This window comes from Neobacillus cucumis (genome assembly GCF_016908975.1).
GTDB classification, from domain to species: Bacteria; Bacillota; Bacilli; order Bacillales; family Cytobacillaceae; genus Neobacillus; species Neobacillus cucumis.
Genome location: NZ_JAFBEX010000005.1, coordinates 255259 through 273126 on the forward strand (window position 1 = coordinate 255259; position 17868 = coordinate 273126).

Below are 17868 nucleotides of genomic sequence, written 5' to 3' on the forward strand. Positions count from 1 at the left end.
ACAATGACAACTGATTTTTGGTCACCTGTTAAACTCTCTATTCAGGTAGCAGCTGTTTCGGGTGTGTGTGTATTAATCTTAGGTTTATTTTTTGCAAAGGTGATGGCTAATAAGAAGTTTAAAGGGAAATCTTTTGTTGAGACGTTTTTCCTTCTACCGTTAGTCTTGCCGCCTTCTGTTGTAGGGTTCCTGTTAATTGTCGTATTTGGGAGAAATAGTATAATTGGACAATTGATGGAATGGATTTTTCATCAACCTGTTATGTTTACTTGGTGGGCAGCGGTTATTTCCTCTACTGTTGTGGCTTTTCCCCTTATGTACCAATCTGCAAAGACAGGGTTTGAAGGAATAGATGAGGATATCGAGAATGCAGCTCGTGTGGACGGGGCGAAAGAAGTTCAATTATTTATGACGATTTCTATCCCTCTTGCATTTCAATCAATCATTTCAGGTGCGATACTTAGCTTTGCAAGAGCATTAGGCGAGTTTGGAGCCACATTAATGTTTGCTGGAAACATTCCAGGGAAAACCCAAACGATTTCCACCGCGATATATGTAGCAATGGATGCAGGTAATATGGAATTGGCTTGGTTATGGGTATCAAGTTTGGTGATCATTTCATTCTTAATGTTAATTGGATTACAACTCATGAAATCTAAATAAAAGCCAATGAATTAAGGAGTAGAACTCTTTCACAATGCACATTTGTGGATTGAATGAGTTCTATTCCTTTTGTTGTTTAGCGCTTTAAGAGAAAACGAAAAATAATTTTTAAATGGATATCAATTTATGTAGTAAAATAGTATTCTGTTTATAAACAGAATCCATTGGTTTTTTGATTTCAACAGCCTGAAAGGAGTTTCAGCTTGATCGAATCTTTACTATTAAATTTTTTATTTCTATTATTTCCAGTTTTAATTTATCTTATTTTCTTTGAGAACAAGTTTCATACATATAATAAATATATTCTTATTTTTCTTTCCTCTATATCAATGGTTCTCTGCATGGCGTTTCCGATTAAATTACAAATTGGTTTTATATTTGATCTACGATATATTCCATTTCTCATCATTGCGCTGTTTGGGGGATATAAATATAGTTTTACATTGTATTTTGTGTTAAACATCTATCGGTTCATGATTGGTGGACCGGGTACATTTCAATCCTTTCTTTTTTCAACTGTCATTTTTAGCTTAGTTCCGTTACTAAGTAAAAAGTTTATTCAACAAAACGCAAAGAAAAGAATTATTTCTGCAATAGTAGTTGCTGTTCTTACAATGGTATTCTATCTTTCAACGCTAGCAACATTTTTACCAGTCTTAAATATGGAATTCTGGATCCTGACTGTAAATGCAGTTTGTACTTATGCTTTAGTCATGTTTGTGATAATGGTATTGTTAGAGAAAATTATGAATAATAATAATGCCCGAAAGTCATTATTACAATCCGAGAGGCTCATAGTACTAAGTGAATTATCGGCTAGTGTTTCTCATGAAATCCGAAATCCACTTACGGTAACAAACGGATTTCTACAGCTTTTAAGTAAATCGCGAACGATTACCATGGAAGAAAGGACTTACATAGAATATGCATTATTGGAATTAAAACGTGCTGAAAAGATTGTCAGTGATTTTTTAGCGTTTGCAAAGCCACAATCAGAGAATATGGTTAATTCAAATTTGAAGGAAGAAACAGAGTATGTAAAAAATATTATGACTCCATTTGCCAACATGCATCAAGTGGACATTCAATATACCTTCAACAACACTTTAACGTTTAAATATGATAAAAACCAAATCCAGCAGTGTTTAATTAATCTACTTAAAAACGCTGTTGAGGCGATGAAAGAAAATGGGGGGATTCTTTTAATCGTTGTATCGGAGCAAAAGAATAACGTCATGATTAAAATTGAAGATAACGGAATTGGTATGAACAAAGAAGAGGTTCTACAATTAGGAAGTCCCTATTATTCTACAAAAAAAGAAGGAACGGGTCTTGGGATGCTGATGGTATATAGTACGATAAGTAAAGTAAACGGGACTATACAAGTTGACAGTGAAAAAGGGAAAGGGACAACCTTTACGATATTAATTCCTGTTTAAAGAAAAAGTGTGAAAGCAATTTTACACTTTTTTTTTATTATGAGTGAGTAGTTATTGTTTTCTAAAAAAAGATAAAAATTAATATTAATTTCGATAAAAATGTGAACGTTTTCAAGTGCGGGTCTCTTTATAATTATCATTAATAAACCGCTTTCGTGTAAGCTGGTTTAATATGATATTTATTATTGGAGGAATATAGTATGTATAAAAATCCACATTTTTTTTCCCATCTTGCCCACGTTGAATTAATCAGTCCAGAGCTAGAAGAATCCGCAAATTTCTTTAAAAATATTATTGGCTTAGAAGAGTCCGACAGAACAGAGAATTCCGTTTATTTTCGGGCATGGGGGGAGCATTACCACCATAGTTTGAAAATAACCGCAGGAAAAGAACCGGGTCTTGGACATATCGGCTGGCGCGCTGATAGTCCTGCCGCACTGGAAGAGGCAGCTGCCCATATTGAAAAACTCGGGTTCGGAATTGGTTGGATTGAAGGTGATCTTGGTCATGGGCGAGCCTATCAATTTACTTCTCCTGATGGACACTTGGAAGAGATTTTCTGGGATGTTGAATTATATGAAGCACCAGATCAACTGCGCAGTAAATGGAAAAATCGTCCGCAAAAAAATCCAGGACGCGGCATTTCTCCACGTCGAATTGATCACATCACACTTTTTAGTAATGATGTAACAAAAGACCGTGAATTCTATCAAAATATTGGCTTCCGCTATAACGAAGGGATTTTCTTAAATGCGGATGAACCAGGAAGTCCTGAAATTGGTGCATGGTTATCTGTCACGAATCTCTCCCACGATATTGCGTTTTTGAAAGGTCATAGCGGGAAACCAGGCGGATTCAACCATGTGTGTTATGCCGTTGAAAGCAGGGAAGAAGTCCTCTTGGCGGCAGATCACATCTTAGAAAACGGTTATGAATTGGCTATGGGAGGACCAACACGACATGCCCTTGCAGAAGGTTTTTTCTTTTACGTAGATGAGCCAGGCGGCAATCGTTTTGAGTTATACGCAGGAGCCCATCTTGTGTTTGCCCCTGATTTTGGTCCTTACCGTTGGAGTCTTTCTGAAAATCCAAATGATGCATGGGGTCGAGAAATGCCTTGGGATGCATCTGGTAAAGTGATTAAATAATGGCTGTGTTAAAGGTTATTGTTGATTTTGGAACGATGTTGATTGAAGTGGAAGGCGCTTGACTCCTGCGGGAGTACGGGGCTGGGGAGACCCCACAGGCGCTGTCTTCGCCGAGGAGGCTCCCCGGCACGCCCGTGGAAAGCGAGTGCCTGGTGCGGAAATCAAGATCCATGTTTAACACAGCTTAAATAATATATAAGCAAAAAGGGGAATTAACGAAATGTGGCATTTCTTTCCGGAAAATTATATGTGGTCTTATCAAATTGTACGAATGATTAGTCAGTCGTATTTTGGCGGCGGCGAAGTAAATGAAATCCTCGATGCGGCCAGCCGTATGAAGTTAGGAGATTTAGAGAGTTTTCATCATGAATGGATGAGAATTGGAAATAAATCATTATCAACGGCTAATGATGCAATGGACAAAGGAAATAAAGAAACAGCCCGTTCCGGCTATTTACGGGCAGCAAACTATTTTCGTACGGCAGAATTTTTCCTGCAGCCTGATGATGAACGTAAACTACCAACCTATTTAAAAGGGGTGGAATCGTTTAGAAAAGGCGGGGAGCTTTTAGCCACGCCGCCAAAAGCTATTAATATTCCTTTTGAGCATGCCGTGCTGCCTGGATATTATTTTGAAGCCCCAGGTCAAAGTAAGGGACCGTTAATGATTATGTTCGGCGGCTTGGATTCTACTGCAGAGGAATTATATTATGGTCCTGCTCAGTTATTAAATCAACGAGGGATTTCGCTGCTTGCCCTTGATGGTCCTGGTCAAGGAGGAGCCTTACGAATCCATCATATTCATTCGCGTCATGATTATGATACTGCTGGTACAGCGGCCTATGAGTGGGCTGTTGAAAACTTGGATGTGGATCCAGAGCGGATTGGTGTAATGGCTGTATCGATGGGCGGTTATATGGCTGCAAGATGTGCGGCATTCGAGCCAAGGTTTAAAGCTTGTGCAATTTGGGGTGCAGTTTATGATTACAATGATGTATGGGCAAAACGTCCAGATAACCATCCATTAGCGAAAATCCTTCAGCATATCTTTGGTGTAGAAGACATGCCTGCCGCAAGGGCAATGCTGCAGCACTATAATTTACGCGGTGTGGCTGAAAAAATCCAAATGCCAACTTACATCGTTCATGGTGAAGATGACCGTCAAAATACAGTTGATAATGCCTACAATGTATATAATGACCTAACAGGACCACGCTGGTTAAAAATTATTCCAACAAGCAGTCCGGGTTCGTCTCATTGTCAGGTCGATAATATTACTGAAACCTATGAAATGTATGACTGGTTAAAAGAGCAGTTATCAAGGTAATGAGGAGTTGGACTAATGAAGTTTGTTACCTTTTATAATCCGGAAGGCCATATGCGGGCAGGATGGCTCGATGGTAATAGAGTAATAGATATGAAGCATGCCTCAAAGGGTGAATTACCTGATAATATGGCAGATTTTATCAAAAATAACGAAAAGTATATGGCAAATATAGAGGTTTTAAGCCAAGGGGCAGAGAATCTTCCAGCCTATTCGCTTGAAGAAATACGGTTAACTGCGCCATTACCAAACCCCGTTACTTTCCGAGATTATGTGGCGTTTGAGACGCATATCAAAAATGCCACAAGTCGCAATGGGGATACCGTTGCACCTGAGTGGTATGAAATGCCGATCTTTTATTTCTCGAATCCCCATACCATGAAGGGACCAGGGGATGAGGTGAAACGACCAGCGAAATGTATTCGACTTGATTATGAACTTGAGCTCGCCTGCATCATTGGGAAACAAGGAAAAAATATCAAGGCTGATGAAGCAGAAGACTACATCTTTGGCTATACGATTTTAAATGACTGGTCTGCTCGGGATCTCCAAATGAAAGAAATGAAAGTGCTTTTGGGTCCGGCAAAAGGAAAAGATTTCGCGACATCGATTGGGCCTTATCTGTTAACAAAGGATGAACTAGAACCATTTAAAACAAATGGTCGATTTGACCTTGAGATGACAGCAGCCGTAAATGGTGAGATTCTTTCCCGCGGAAACTTTAAGGATATTTATTATACTTTTGGCGACATGATCGAGCGGGCTTCTGAAGACGTTACGTTATATCCAGGGGATATTATCGGATCAGGAACTGTTGGTTTTGGTTGCATAATGGAGCTCGGTCCCGAAGTGCATCGCTGGTTGGAGCCTGGGGATGAAGTAGAATTAACGATTACAGCTCTTGGCTCATTGAAAAATAGAATTATCTAAGAGACATGAACGGAGAGGAACTTTTATGGCAAGAATTGTAGACCTAAGTGTTTCCATTGAAGAGGATTTAAAAGATCCTCTTCCGTTTTCAATTCGATTTGAAACACATGAAGAAGGGGCAGAATTTGGTGCAAAGCTTGTCGGGGTAACACCGGATGATTTTCCTGAGCGAAAAGGGCTTGCAGGAGAATTTCTTACACTGACCAGTCATGCAGGTACTCATGTCGATGCACCGTGGCATTATTGGCCGACATCTGAAGGAAAACCTTCCCGGACGATTGATGAATTACCACTTGAATGGTTTTTTAACGATGGAGTCGTACTTGACTTTACGGATAAACCACAAGGGTTTACTTTGACAGTAGAAGATATTCAGGAAAAACTAAGACAAATAGATTACGAGCTAAAGCCGTATGATATTGTCATGATCCGTAGTGATGCAGACAAAAAAAGATATCAGCCTAATTATAGTGAAATCCATGTAGGTGTTTCAGCGGAAGCGACACTCTGGTTAATTGAACAAGGTATAAAAGTAATGGGAACCGACGGATGGGGCTGGGATACACCATTGTCGATACAGGCGCAAGATTATAAACAAAATCCACGACCTGGTGTCCTTTGGGCGGCTCATTTTGCCGGAAGAGAAAAAGAGTACTGCCAAATTGAAAAACTAGCAAATTTAGATCAGTTACCAGCGTTTGGATTTAAAGTATCTGTTTTTCCTGTAAAAATAAGAGGTGGCAGTGCAGGTTGGACCCGTGCTGTCGCGATTATTGATTAATAGGAAATGAGGAGTGTTTAATATGGTAAATCAATTTGTTAAAAAAGTACTCATTGTTGGCGGTGGAATTAGTGGTTTAGCAGCAGCAGCAGCCCTTCATAAAATTGGGATTAAAGCGGAGATTGTTGAGAAGGAACGGGAATGGAATGTATACGGTGTTGGGATTATTCAGCCGCCAAATGCCCTTAGGGCCCTTAATGAAATTGGCTTGGCTGATGTATGTATGCAAGAGGGGTATTCATATCCCGGCTTCGATTATTACACCGGCCAAGGACATTTTATGTTTAAGGGAGACTCCCCCACTATTGAAGGATATCCGGGAGTTAACGGAATATCGAGAAGAAAACTTCATGAATTTCTTTTAGAGGCCGTTGAAAAAATTGATACCAAAATTTATATGGGTTCAACAATTGAAAGAATTGAAAATATCTCACATGGTGTAAAGGTGGAGTTAAGCAACGGAATTTCAGCTGTTTATGACATGGTTATTGGAGCGGATGGTGCTAACTCTAGGGTCCGAAAATTTTTGTTTGGGGATATTGTTCAAAAATATAGCGGACAAGGGGTATGGCGTTACACCCTTCCACGCCCGAAAGAAGTGGATCGAGGTCTGTTTTATTATGGACAAAAAGCAAAAGCTGGCTTGGTTCCTATGTCAAAGGATGAAATGTATTTGCTTGTCACTACACATGAACCAGGTAACCCGAAGTTTCCGAATGACCAACTCCATGTACTACTAAAAGAGAGGCTAACTGAATTTGGCGGTGCGATTGCAGAGGCGGCGAATCAACTTACCGACCCTGATCAAGTGGTTTATCGACCAATCTTTACGCATATGCTGGCAAAACCGTGGTACAAAGGAAATGTTTTACTTGTCGGTGATGCTGCTCATGGTACAGCTCCTCACTTAGGACAAGGTGCCTCTATCGCTATTGAAGATGTAATAGTTTTGGCTGATATTCTTAAATCTAACATTGGGGTCGAAGAGACGTTTAAAATTTTGATGGAGAAGCGGTATGAACGCTGCAGACTGATTGTTGATCATTCAGACCAGTTAGTTGAATGGGAATTACTTACTTGGAGCGGTCAAATGAAAGAGGATGTGAATATAGGTAAGTTTGTCTATGAAACACTTGCTAAAATGAATGAACCATTGCTAACGGAGGTAGACACGCTATAAATTAATTGTTACAACTTTGTATACGTTTCCACTTCGTAATCGTAGCAAGAGTATTGATTGAAGGGGGCAAATTGAATGGGAAAAAAGAAAGGATTTTTTCAATATGAAAATTTCCTAGTATTCACCATGTTTTTGGTGGTTGGTCTGGTATTCTTAGATCGGTTAAGTTTAGGTTTTATCTTTCCTAAAATTGCTCCTGACTTGGGATTGTCCAATACGCAATTAGGAATCACTGTGTCCGTTACGGGAGTATTTTTTGGTCTGTCTACCTTAATCTTTGCCAGTCTTTCTGACTTTTTAGGCAAAAAGAAACCAATGCTTGTCATTTTTGTGTTTCTTTTTTCAATTGCTACATTATTATCAGGTTGGGTCGGATCATTTGCCAGCTTACTATTGGTAAGGGGCATAATGGGTTTAGCAGAAGGACCAGTCATGCCGCTTGTACAATCCATTGTGATTCATGAATCTTCGGAAAAAAGAAGAGGATTTAACATGGGGATTGTTCAAAGTTCATCCTCTTTAATTGGCGGGACATTGGCACCTGTGGTCACCGTAGCCCTTGCTGCAGCTTATGGATGGCGATCTTCCTTTTATATTATCGCAATTCCGGGAATTCTCTTGGGTCTTATTATTTGGAAATTTTTAAAAGAACCAAAACTCAATTTAGCTCATCATCTTAAAGATTCAAAGGCAAAGCCTACCAAAGCTGATTATGTTAGCGTTTTTAAAACCAGGAATATTTGGTTAAGTACCATTGTGGGTATCTGCAATATGATCTACATTTTAACGCTAACTGCCTTTTTACCTACTATCTATGCAAAATCTACTGATTATGGCGAATCACAAATTGGTATGTTATTAGGGTTAATGGGTTTGCTAATGTTTATTGGACAATTCGGCGGCGCAGCTATATCTGACCGTGTCGGACGATTACCGGCCATCAAGATTTTCTCTTTATTAGCTATATTCCTTCCTATCTCGATAGCGCTTACTTACCATAACTTCGGAGTTCTACTCATCTCAATTCTTATTTTCTCATTAGGAAATGGCTATCAGCCTTTAATTATGAACATTATTCCTGCTGAGTCTGTTTCTAGGGCATTTTCAGCCACTGCCATAAGTTTCGTCATATTAACAAGTGAAATCATCGGAGGCAGTTTTGGTCCAACTGTGTCTGGTATTCTTGCTGATCACTTTGGACTTATGGCCCCTTTATGGGTTACGGCAGCTGCTGCCTTTGTTGGGTTCCTTTGCACGTTTGGAATAAAAGAAACAGCACCAATTAAACTAAATCATTCGAGCAATAAAGAGATCCAAGCTCCGCTATAATTAGTTGTGTAAAGGAAGGGGGAAAATCCTTCCTTTTTTTTGTGTGAAGTAAAGCCCTTTTTTGAATTGGTTAAAAAAATGCATTACTTTTTTAATCTAAAATGACTACATAAATACATTTCATAAGGAAAATGGTTATAAAAGTATATGGAAATTGGGAGAAAACAAAATAGTTTTACTGAAAATGTAGAGGTATATTTTAAATGGGACCAAAAAGTAAACGTTTTCTAGTAAGAGATTTGATTCTTAAGGAGTGGTAGTACATGTTTGAACAATACTTAGTCTGCGAAGATGGTTTTCGAAATGTTGTGGAAGATGGACAGACAGTTGGCTTTGAAGTAAAATTGCGGATTCCTTACTATCGAGGTATTGCCTTGTCATTGATTAATAGTATTGATTTAGAGGTGGATAATCAATTTTATTCACACGACGATATGATTTTTTCAGTAGAAACTGGCAGCTTTCCTTATCATGAAATATCAACGGTCATCAATAATCGTTGGGAATTCGGAGAAAAGGCAACATTGTTCGTAAAAAAATCTGGTGGTTTAGAGGCGGGAACACATAAAGTACATGCTGTCGTTAATTTGCGGATTTCCTATCTACCATGGCCAAATATTGGTGATGATACCAAACAAATTACACTTGAACCAGATAAGGTCTTAGAATAGAGAGGGAGGCTTTCAAAATGACAAATCTAGCAAACATTAAACGCGGTGTATCCTTATATAGTTATCAGGAGGAGTATTATACTGGAAAGTTAAGTTTAGAACAATGTATTGCTGCGGTGGCAAAATCGGGTGCGACTGGGATTGAATTGCTTCCGGAACAAATGCTTAAAGGTTTTCCAAAGGTAACAGATGAATTTGTTGATCAGTGGTTTGGCTGGATGGATCAATATAAAGTAGAACCGATTGCCTATGACGCGTTTTTAGATAACAAATTATTCCCTAATCGATTATTAACACTCGAAGAAAATGTGGATATGATGGTAAGGGACCTCAAGCTTGCTAATAAACTAGGTTTTAAGGTGTTAAGAACATTAGTTTCCACTCCTCTTGAAGTAGTAAAGGCGAGTCTACCTTACGCTGAAGAGTATGGAGTGAAAATAGCTCTTGAAGTACATGCTCCGTTTACTTTTGGAACACCATGGTTTGAGGAAAGGATGGAATATATCATAAAAAGCGGAACCAAGTGGTTCGGAATCATGCCTGATTTAGGTATCTTTGTAAAGAGAATGGCACCTGTGATAGAGCAAAGATATATTCGTGATGGAGCTACACCTGAAATTATTAAATTCGTTAGTGACAATTATGCAAATGGACTCGACAAACAAGAAACCTTTGAAGCTGTAACAAGAATGAAGAATGCAAATAAAAAGGATGTGGAATATGCAGAATTAGCAAAACACTTTGTCTACACGGATCCTAATATCCTTAAAGACTATATTCCATATATTATGCACGTCCATGGAAAATTCTATGAAGTTACCGAAAACTACCAAGAACCTAGTATTCCATATAAAGATATTATTAATGTTCTAACAGAAGCAGGGTACCAGGGTTATATTGACAGCGAGTATGAAGGAAACCGGCATATTCAAGATTATATGGAAGTCGACAGTGTAGAACAAGTTAGACGACATCAAGTGTTATTAAGCAATTTACTAAATCAATAGATTGTTAGGAACCTTGGAAAAAGGTTCCTATTTAATGTTTACGGTTAACTTGAAGATTACAAAAAAAATGTCGAATTGATTTCTTTTGTGCTATATTTAGAAATAAAGGTACTTTTTTTAGTATTGCTTTAAAGAGGTGATTGAAATGAGTGGTACACAGATTTTCCAATCTTCCATAGATTCCAATTTGGTAACGGTTTCCGTTATGAATCATAAGAGTAATTTAGAGCATGCCCATCGGGAAATTGAATTGATCTATGTGATAAAAGGTCAGCTTCAAGTGAAAATCAATCAAAATACTTTTCATTTGATCAAATCGGATTTTATCTTAGTGAATTCAAATGAATTTCACTCTTTTCAATCTGAAAAGGATAATTTATTTGTTGTTTTTCATTTCAATTATTTAGAATTAAGTTCATTGCTTGGTCAAAAAAATTTATTATTTTTATGTAATTCTAACGAACAAAGTCTTTCTTCAGACCAGGACTTTAGACAAGTCATTGAAGAACTATTATCCGTATATATGCAACAGAGAAATGATTCCGAGGTGGAAACATTAGAGAAAACATTTAAATTAATCTCATTACTAAAATTTCATTACTTAAAGAGTTCGAATCAGCTAGAAATACCAAGCTATTCAACTAGTAAAGGACAAAATGAAAGATTATCTGAAATCATGGAGTACATTCAAAGTAATTATCGGGAGCCCTTAACCTTAGAGGAAGTTGCCGGACTCCATTTCATCTCTGTTCCTTATTTGTCTAAATTTTTTAAGAAACAAACAGGAAAAACTTTTTCTCAATATTTAAATGGAATTCGTCTCGCACATGCGGTTAACGAACTGGTTAACACGAATAAGCCTATTACTCGCATTGCATTGGACAATGGATTTCCTAATTTAGCGGCATTTAACAGGGTCTTTAATGAAAATTATCAGGTAAAGCCAGTTGAATATCGTAAACAAATGTCTGAGACAACTGAAAAAGAAGATAATTTTACTGAAGAAGTAGGGAATCAAGATAGTGATGAAGCATTCACTGAGCTGCGTCAATATCTTAAAGGTTCGGAGGAGCAAAAGGTCCAAACACTCCCTAAAGTGACAGGAACAGTCGAAACCGAAACCATTAAGATAGGGAAATTGGATGCATTTACGAAGTATTGGAATAAGCTTTTGAATATTGGTTATGCAAAAGATATTCTAAATTCGGATATGCAAGAGCAAATCATGCTTCTACAAGGCGAAATCGGCTTCACCTATGCCAGATTTTGGGGTTTGTTTGGAGATGATATGCTTGTTGAAGATCGCTCTGGTGGAACGATCACCTACAATTTTTCAAATACAAACAAATTATTGGATTTTTTAGTCAAAAATAAATTAAAACCATTTATTGAAATGGGTCCAAAACCTAAAATCATTCAAAAAGCCATAGGAGAGACAATTGCTATCCAAACAATAAGTCAAAGGTCACTAGAAGAATGGACAAACCTATTTAGGGCCTTTTTACTGCAATGTATTCAGCGATATGGAATTGATGAAGTCGAGACTTGGTATTTTGAAATGTGGAAACCACACACGGATGTATTTAATACAAGTTTACAAGATGAAAAGGACTTTTTAGATCAAGTTAAAAACAATCAAGATGTTGGCCTGAGCCAATTTAAAGAGTATTTTAAGATATTCAGTGAATTTAAAAAGCATACAAACGAACTTATACCATTAGCGAAGGTTGGTGGATGTGGGTTAAGTATTGATTTGGAAGGCGATAAACTTGATTTACTTCTAGAACAATGGAAGAAAGAGGAAATTCAGCCTGATTTTCTTTCCATTTACCTATATCCAATTGAAATTAATCGAGATAAGTACCGGGTACCGATTAAAAATTTACATTCCAACAATCCTAATTATGTTATAAATAAACTGAATGAGGTAAGAAAAGCTTTAAAAAAGGCTGGTTTTGATGGTTTAGAATTGAATGTGACAGAATGGAATATTTCCATTTCAAATCGTAACTTTCTTAATGATAGCTGTTTTAAGGCTTCTTACATGACCAAAAACATCATTGAAAATTTGAATCAAAATCAAGTGAATATGATGGGGTACTGGTTGTTTTCGGATATTTTTAGTGACTTTTGGGATTCCAAAACACTTCTGCATGGTGGTGCAGGTTTGGTAACGAAAAGTGGCATAAAGAAACCGAGTTACCATGCGTTTACGCTGTTAAAGCAATTGGGTGAAATTCTAGTGGCCAAGGGTGAACATTATATTGTAACGAAGCGGTCTGGAAATCGATTCCAAGTAATTTGCTTTAACTACAAACATTTTAACTACTCTTATTATTTACATCCTGAAGGAACTATGGGAATTAACGAGCAATATGAAATTTTTGAGAACAATGAAACGTTAAATCTCTCACTAGAAATACAAGGACTCGTCAATGGGAAATATCGAGTAAAAGAGCTTAAATTAAACCGCGATCATGGGAGTGTCCTTGATGAATGGTTGAAATTTGGTGCCGTGGATGATATGAAACCAGATGAAGTCGAATATTTAAAACAAATTTGTGTTCCCTATATGAAAGTGGAACATCATGTGGTGGAGGGTAATTCAATTGTTTTAAAAGGAGAACTACAGCCCCACGAGGTAAGATTATTTGAATTCAACTTGTTGTTTAGTGATATATAAATGATGTTCGAATAAAGAGGTTAAAAATCTAATATAGATTTTTAACCTCTTTTTTTGTTTTTATGGAAAAGAAATGAAAAAGAATGAAAATTAACGATTAAATGGATAACAAGAAGAAAGAAGAAATCTAACACAAAGATTAAAATAAAAATGTAAGCGTTACTTAAAAACATTGTTAGATAATTGGCTAATAAAAATATAAGAAAGAGGTTTTAAAAATGAAGCTTGGAATTATAGCTACTCCAACAGAAGAAAGTTTTCAAAAAGCGAAGCAAAAAGGATTAGATTTTATAGAAGTCTGTGTAAATGAAGGTCAAGATGTTGATGCGTTTTATCACAACCGTGAGAATCTAAAAAAATGGAAAAATGCATATGGTATTGACATTGGCTCGATTGGCAGATGGAAATCCTTACGCATTAATGAGCAAGGTAGTGTTATCGAAGAAGAGTTAGAAAGATGCTACAAACTGATTGATGTAGCAAGTGAATTAGGATGTACCAACTTTGTAAGTGGTTGTAACTATGTGGAAGAATTATCTTTCTTTGAAAACTGTAGAGCTGCCATTCAGTTTTTTTCACTATTAATAGACTATGCAAAACCTAAAGGAGTAAAGGTCTCTTCTTACAATTGCCGAAAGGTGAATTTTGTTAATACTCCAGATGTCTGGAAAATCGTTCATGGTCATTTAAAGGAATTAGGAATCAAATTTGATCCTTCCCACAGTCGATATTTTGGCGGTGATTACCTCCAGGAAACACTTGATTGGGGTGACCGTTTTAACCATGTACATTTAAAAGGGTCAATGATCATCAATGGTGAGAGAGTGGATGACCCGCCAGCAGGCTTAGATCAAACAGATTGGAAAACATTTATTTCATTATTAAGAGTAAAGGGTTATACAGGAGGACTAAGTATTGAACCGCATTCTCCTGTATGGACTGGAGAACTTGGAGAAAAAGGAATAGATTTCACTATTGAGTATATGAGAAAACTAGCATTTTAAATACAGGAGGAGTGGTCAAATGAACAACAAGAAATTACGTTATGGTTTAATTGGGGCGGGCAGTAATGCTGAGAGAAAGCATTTGAATAATTATATGACACTAGCAAATGTTGAATTAGTTTCTATCTGTGATGTAAATATTGAGAGTGCAGAAAGACTGGCGAAAAAATATAATATTACCAAAGTTTATAGTAATTATGAGGAAATGTTAGACAAAGAAGAATTGGATTTGGTAAGTATTTGCACTCCTAACTTTCTTCATGCTGAGATTTCAACCTACGCGCTAACAAAAGGGGTAAATGTCCATTGTGAAAAACCTCTTGCAATTAATGCAAATGAAGCACAGAAAATAGTCGATGCAAAGAATCAATCAGGCAAACAGGTCATGATTGGTTTAAATAATCGTTTTACAAATGAAGCGGTTTTTCTAAAAAAATATATTGATTCGGGATACTTAGGAGAAATCTATCAAGTAAAAGCTGGATGGATCAGAAGAAGCGGAATTCCAGGCAGGGGTACCTGGTTTACCAATAAAGATTCTGCTGGCGGCGGAGTCATGATTGATTTAGGAGTTCATTATCTTGATTTAGCATTATATCTCATCGGGATGCCGGCACCGTCGTATGTTACAGGTGCTATTCATCAAAATTTTAGCCATACCACTACACGTAACCGTAACGGTTATAAGGGGAATCCCAATGGAATCTTTAATGTCGAAGATACAGCTGTTGGTTTTATTGGTCTCCAAAATGGGGCTACTGTAAATTTTGAATTTAGCTGGGCTTCTAATATTGAACAAGATAAAACCTTTATTGAAATACTAGGGACTAAAGGTGGAATAAGTCTAATTAATGGTGAGGTAAAGATTCACTCTGAGTTATTGGAAACCTGTGTTGATATTTCACCAGTTCTTAATCCAAATATTAAATTAAAGAATGAGTTTGAGCATTTTCTAAATAGTATATTAACTGGTGAAGAATTAATCGCACCTGCAGAACACGGCGTTTACATGATGAATATAATCGATCATTTTTATAAAGCAGCTAGCAGAAAAGAACCTGTTTTTTTCGAAAAAGTCAAAGATAAGGTTCGGTTACTATCATCATTTTAAAAGAGGGTGCAAAGTACCTTATAGTGTAGAAAAAAATCTACCTGTAGGGTACTTTTTGTAATAGAACCAATAATAAGATAAACGAGGAGAATGGTAATGGGAAAGGTTAGTAATCTAAAAACAATCATTAATAAAGATTATGAGAAAAAAATAAATGATCTGGTTGGGAAAATGACCTTAGAAGAAAAAATCGGTCAACTAACACAATTTCTTCCATCCATTTTTGGTGCATTTGGCATGACAAAAGACGAAATTATTGCCAAATTAGTAGAAGGTGAGATTTCTTATGAGGAATTTCAAGCAATGGAAAGAAATTATCATAGAGATGAAATAAAAGAGGGTCTGCTTGGTTCAATGGGAGGAGTCACAGGAGCGGAGCTTTCAAATGAATTACAAAAAATTGCTGTGGAAGAGTCAAGATTAGGAATACCGCTTCTTTTTGGTTTAGATGTGGTCCATGGCTACAGAACGATTTTTCCCATTCCTCTTGCAGAAGCCTGTAGCTGGGATATGGAATTAATTGAAAAGACGGCAGAAATTGCTGCAAAAGAAGCCTCTGCTTCAGGATTACACTGGACTTATGCCCCAATGGTAGATATCACAAGGGATCCGCGCTGGGGAAGGATAGCAGAAGGTGCTGGTGAAGATACCTATTTGGGTAGTATAATTGCTGCTGCTAGAGTCAGAGGGTTTCAGGGAGAAGACGTTTCTCAACCTGAAAGAATACTAGCATGTGCCAAGCATTTTGCTGCATACGGTGGTGCAGTTGGTGGCAGGGATTATAATACAGTCGATATGTCGCTCCAAACGCTTCATGATGTCTTCCTTCCACCGTTTGAGGCTGCGGCAAAAGCAGGTGTTGGAACCTTTATGAGTGCATTTAATGATTTGAATGGTGTTCCATGTACTGTCAATAAATATCTATTAACAGATGTTTTAAGAGAACAGTATGGATTCACTGGGTTTGTGGTCAGTGATGCCAACTCGATTGCTGAAGTGGAAGTACATGGATATGCTGAGAATCGTAAAGAAGCGAGCAAAAAAGCACTTCTTGCAGGATTAGAAATGGATATGAGTCAAGGTACCTACAAAGAAGATTTACCTGAACAATTTAAAAACGGTACCATCTCTGTTGAGGTATTGGATGAAGCGGTTAGACGAATTTTAAGTGTGAAATTCAACTTGGGTCTCTTTGATAATCCGTATAGAACAAATAAGGTTATAGAGGAACAATCTCTGCTGGCACCTGAACATATCGATATCGCGAGAGAGATGGCGAAACGATCGATCGTTTTGTTGAAAAATGAGAACAATATCTTGCCATTAAAGAAAAATCTCAAGAAAATTGCCGTTATTGGTCCTTTGGCCGATAATAAAAAGGAATTACTAGGTACTTGGGCAATAACAGGTAATGAAGAAGATGTAGTTACCATTCTTTCCGGCATAACAGCTGCGGTTGAAAATGATACAGAGATTGCCTACTCCAAAGGATGTGAAGTCATTGGAGAGGAAGGGATGGATTTTAACTTAGCTGTGGAAATGGCAAGCGATTCAGACGTAATTATTGCGGTTGTTGGTGAAAATGCCGACATGAGCGGTGAAGCCTCTAGCCGAATGGATTTAAATCTCCCAGGGCGACAAGAAGAATTATTAAAAGCATTGCACCAAACAGGTAAACCTGTCATAGTGGTCCTTATTAACGGAAGACCTTTAGCTATCCCTTGGGTAGCCGACAACGTATCTGCCATTGTCGAAGCATGGCAACTGGGTATTCAGACCGGCATTGCGGTAGCTGATGTTTTGTTTGGAGATTACAATCCAAGCGGTAAATTAGTGGCGACTTTCCCTTATTCAGTTGGACAAGTGCCAATTTACTATAATCATCCGCGTACGGGAAGACCGGCAGGTAAGATCAAGTTCACATCTAAATATATTGATGGACCACATCAACCATTGTATCCTTTTGGGTTTGGTTTAAGTTACACGACCTTTAATTATGATAACCTTGTTGTAAATTCTCCAGAGGTTACGAAGGATAGTCTCACAACGATTAGTGTAGATGTAACTAATACAGGGAAACGAGCCGGTGAAGAAGTTGTTCAGCTTTATATTTCAGATCTAGTTGCTTCTAGAGTAAGACCAGTCAAGGAATTAAAAGGCTTTAAGAAGGTCAATCTACAGCCAGGAGAACGTCAAACTGTTACTATTGATCTGGATATACATAGCCTTGGTTTTTATAATGAGGCGATGGAATATGTGGTGGAACCTGGTTTGTTCAAAGTATGCGTCGGACCAAACTCTCAAGAAGGACTAGAAGGTGAATTAAGAGTTTTAGAAAAATAAATAGAATTGATCGACAACCTATGACAATGTTATAGGTTGTTTTTTATTTCTAGGCTGTGTTAATGATTATTGTTGATTTTGGAACGATGTTGATTGGAGCGGAAGGCGCTCGACTCCTCGAAAATGCTATCGCATTTTCTTCGTGCGTGGGTGGACCCGAGGAAGAATATCAAAGTCCTGCGGGAGTACGGGGCCGGGGAGACCCCGCAGACGCTTCAGCGTCGAGGAGGCTCCCCGGCACGCCCGCGGAAAGCG

At 37.7% G+C, this 17868-nt stretch carries 14 protein-coding genes; all 14 read left to right on the plus strand.

Translation table 11 applies throughout. From position 1 onward, the window contains the following. Nucleotides 1-3 precede the first annotated feature (3 nt). The 14 genes from modB to JOC76_RS08930 all read left to right on the plus strand — a co-directional run bounded on the left by modB (nucleotide 4) and on the right by JOC76_RS08930 (nucleotide 17613). Nucleotides 4-663, plus strand: coding sequence for a molybdate ABC transporter permease subunit (gene modB / locus JOC76_RS08865; protein WP_205177232.1), 660 nt, complete (start codon nucleotides 4-6; stop codon nucleotides 661-663). Between the two features lie 203 nt (nucleotides 664-866). Then, nucleotides 867-2102 carry an ATP-binding protein gene (locus JOC76_RS08870; RefSeq protein WP_205177233.1) on the plus strand — a complete coding sequence of 412 codons (1236 nt, stop codon included), beginning with the start codon at nucleotides 867-869 and terminating at the stop codon, nucleotides 2100-2102. A gap of 200 nt (nucleotides 2103-2302) precedes the next feature. Continuing rightward, a complete protein-coding gene (locus tag JOC76_RS08875) occupies nucleotides 2303-3250 on the plus strand; it encodes a VOC family protein (RefSeq protein ID WP_205177234.1) in 948 nt (315 codons plus the stop codon). 220 nt (nucleotides 3251-3470) lie between these two features. Then, nucleotides 3471-4577: an alpha/beta hydrolase family protein gene (locus JOC76_RS08880; RefSeq protein WP_205177235.1), complete on the plus strand. Its 1107-nt coding sequence runs from the start codon at nucleotides 3471-3473 to the stop codon at nucleotides 4575-4577. A gap of 15 nt (nucleotides 4578-4592) precedes the next feature. Beyond that, nucleotides 4593-5504 carry a fumarylacetoacetate hydrolase family protein gene (locus tag JOC76_RS08885; protein WP_205177236.1) on the plus strand — a complete coding sequence of 304 codons (912 nt, stop codon included), beginning with the start codon at nucleotides 4593-4595 and terminating at the stop codon, nucleotides 5502-5504. 25 nt (nucleotides 5505-5529) lie between these two features. Next, entirely contained in the window at nucleotides 5530-6285 is a 756-nt protein-coding gene (locus tag JOC76_RS08890) for a cyclase family protein (RefSeq protein ID WP_205177237.1), read from the plus strand. Nucleotides 6286-6307: 22 nt separating this feature from the next. Continuing rightward, nucleotides 6308-7465 (plus strand): FAD-dependent monooxygenase, encoded by a 1158-nt coding sequence (locus JOC76_RS08895; protein ID WP_205177238.1) that lies wholly within the window; start codon nucleotides 6308-6310, stop codon nucleotides 7463-7465. Nucleotides 7466-7540: 75 nt separating this feature from the next. Then, nucleotides 7541-8794, plus strand: a complete 1254-nt coding sequence (locus JOC76_RS08900; RefSeq protein ID WP_205177239.1) for an MFS transporter — start codon at nucleotides 7541-7543, stop codon at nucleotides 8792-8794. A gap of 263 nt (nucleotides 8795-9057) precedes the next feature. After that, nucleotides 9058-9465, plus strand: a complete 408-nt coding sequence (locus JOC76_RS08905; protein WP_205177240.1) for a C-glycoside deglycosidase beta subunit domain-containing protein — start codon at nucleotides 9058-9060, stop codon at nucleotides 9463-9465. A 17-nt stretch (nucleotides 9466-9482) separates the two neighbouring features. After that, nucleotides 9483-10472 (plus strand): sugar phosphate isomerase/epimerase family protein, encoded by a 990-nt coding sequence (locus JOC76_RS08910; protein ID WP_205177241.1) that lies wholly within the window; start codon nucleotides 9483-9485, stop codon nucleotides 10470-10472. 145 nt (nucleotides 10473-10617) lie between these two features. Further along, nucleotides 10618-13155 (plus strand): GH39 family glycosyl hydrolase, encoded by a 2538-nt coding sequence (locus tag JOC76_RS08915; protein WP_205177242.1) that lies wholly within the window; start codon nucleotides 10618-10620, stop codon nucleotides 13153-13155. A 218-nt stretch (nucleotides 13156-13373) separates the two neighbouring features. After that, a complete protein-coding gene (locus JOC76_RS08920) occupies nucleotides 13374-14159 on the plus strand; it encodes a sugar phosphate isomerase/epimerase family protein (RefSeq protein WP_205177243.1) in 786 nt (261 codons plus the stop codon). Nucleotides 14160-14178: 19 nt separating this feature from the next. Next, complete coding sequence (locus JOC76_RS08925) at nucleotides 14179-15270, plus strand: Gfo/Idh/MocA family protein (protein ID WP_205177244.1); 1092 nt, start codon at nucleotides 14179-14181, stop codon at nucleotides 15268-15270. Nucleotides 15271-15366: 96 nt separating this feature from the next. Further along, on the plus strand, nucleotides 15367-17613 hold the full coding sequence (locus JOC76_RS08930) for a glycoside hydrolase family 3 N-terminal domain-containing protein (protein ID WP_205177245.1): 2247 nt from the start codon (nucleotides 15367-15369) through the stop codon (nucleotides 17611-17613). Nucleotides 17614-17868: the final 255 nt, after the last annotated feature.